The organism is Paenibacillus sp. BK720 (assembly GCF_011761545.1).
In the GTDB taxonomy this organism is placed as follows: Bacteria; Bacillota; Bacilli; order Paenibacillales; family Paenibacillaceae; genus Pristimantibacillus.
In genome coordinates, this window is record NZ_JAASRQ010000020.1 from 1 (window position 1) to 1772 (window position 1772).

The 1772-nt window shown below is 46.3% G+C and carries 1 protein-coding gene; it reads left to right on the forward strand.

Translation table 11 applies throughout. The features are described from left to right. Nucleotides 1-99 precede the first annotated feature (99 nt). Nucleotides 100-1386 (forward strand): IS110 family RNA-guided transposase, encoded by a 1287-nt coding sequence (locus tag FHT67_RS29595; RefSeq protein ID WP_167202143.1) that lies wholly within the window; start codon nt 100-102, stop codon nt 1384-1386. Nucleotides 1387-1772: the final 386 nt, after the last annotated feature.

The window sequence follows — 1772 nt, forward strand, 5'->3', positions numbered from 1 at the left end:
CTAAACAATCCTGTAGAGCTTAAGAAATGAGCTTTGTAAAAAAAGGAGCGCCTCGGTATGATGGGTTTGTCGACAACACATCAGGGAGGCGCTCTTACTATGAAGTTTAAGGAAATAGATGCACAAAATCAACGTGTTGAACAAATTACTACCTCGCATCTTGTAGTAGGGATCGATATGGCGAAAGAAATACATGTCGCACAAGCAACAAATTTCCGCGGAATAGTGGTTTCGAAACGCCATCTCTCATTTTCCAATAGTATTGAAGGGTTTGAAAAATTGAGCCGTTGGATGAGTGAATTACAGCAGAAGCATCGATTGAAAAGGCTCATTATTGGTATGGAACCAACCGGTCATTACTGGTTTAACCTGGCCAATTGGTTATCAGATAAAGGCGAGCAGGTGGTCATGGTTAATCCAGCCACGACGAAGAGAAATAAAGAAAACCGGGATAATAGCCCGTCAAAGAATGACCCAAAAGATGCACTGACCATCGCAGATTCCGTCAGCCGAGGTTTCTACTATGAGTACACGCGTCAGTCACTGGAGTTCCAGCGCTTGAAGACCTTGATGAGTGACCGAGAATTTTGGGTGACGAATAGTGTACGGCTGCAGAATCGAATCGTACGATGGCTGGACATCCGTTTCCCGGAATATCCTTCTGTGTTCAAAGACTGGACCTGTAAGCGTTCATTGGCGACTCTAAAGACCTTCCCTTGTCCACAGGATCTTGAGATGTATACAGTATCCGATGTCATTAGTGCTTGGAGAGTCCATATGCAGCGTGCCGGAGGCACTACGGGAACCGAGAAGGCAGCGCAACTGATCGCACAAGCAAAACGAAGTGTTGGAGAAAGAGTAGCTGTTGATGAAGCGAAAGCAGATTTAAAACGGCTCGTTGAAGAGTTTGAGCGTGTGACGTCCATGCTAGAACAGATTGAAAAGGACATCGAAGCGCTACTTTCAGAGATTCCAATGGCGCAGCAGCTTCGCACCATAAAAGGGCTTGGAAAGATTTTCACCGCGGCCATATTAGCAGGTACAGGGGACCTAAGGCAATACGCGCACGGTCGCCAGGTTTTACGGAAGGCTGGCCTTAATCTGGCCCAAAGCACGTCCGGAAAGCGCAAAGGACAAATTGTTCTTTCGAAACGAGGAGACTCCGCCTTACGAAAATATCTCTATCTCGCGACCGTACAACTCGTTTGGAATAATCCCGTTTTCCGCCATCTGCATGAACATAATGTGCAGGAGAAGAAGATGAAAAAGCAGCAGTCCATCTTTAAGTTAATTGGGAAACTAGCACGGATCTTGGTTGGTATTGTTCAAAGAGGAGAAGAGTTTACGCCAGAGAAAACGGTTTCGAACTGGACTGAAGCAGCTTAGGTTTTATAAAGATACATCACGTATATTGACTCGTTCGCGGGATTTTCACAAAGAAAGCACGGAGGACCGAGTTCGTTCCCCTTAAGGGCTATGACCCATCCGCTAAACGCGATCGGTCTCCACACCTTGGACAAGTATAACGAAGGATTGTAAGGGCAATGACCCGTTGAGTTATGGGAGGGTGAACGCCAAGGGATCAGTGGAGTATGTGTGCAGTAGAAACTAATTGGGGGATATTTCCTGATAGTCCTCTATTTCCGCATGCCCAGCCCGCCACCTCAACAGGGTTCATCTGTCCTCCATCCTAAAATTGATCTAATCTAAGGTGTTGAAATCCTGCGAATGAGTGAGTATATGTGAGATAAACCCTTAAAACCGAGGGACGG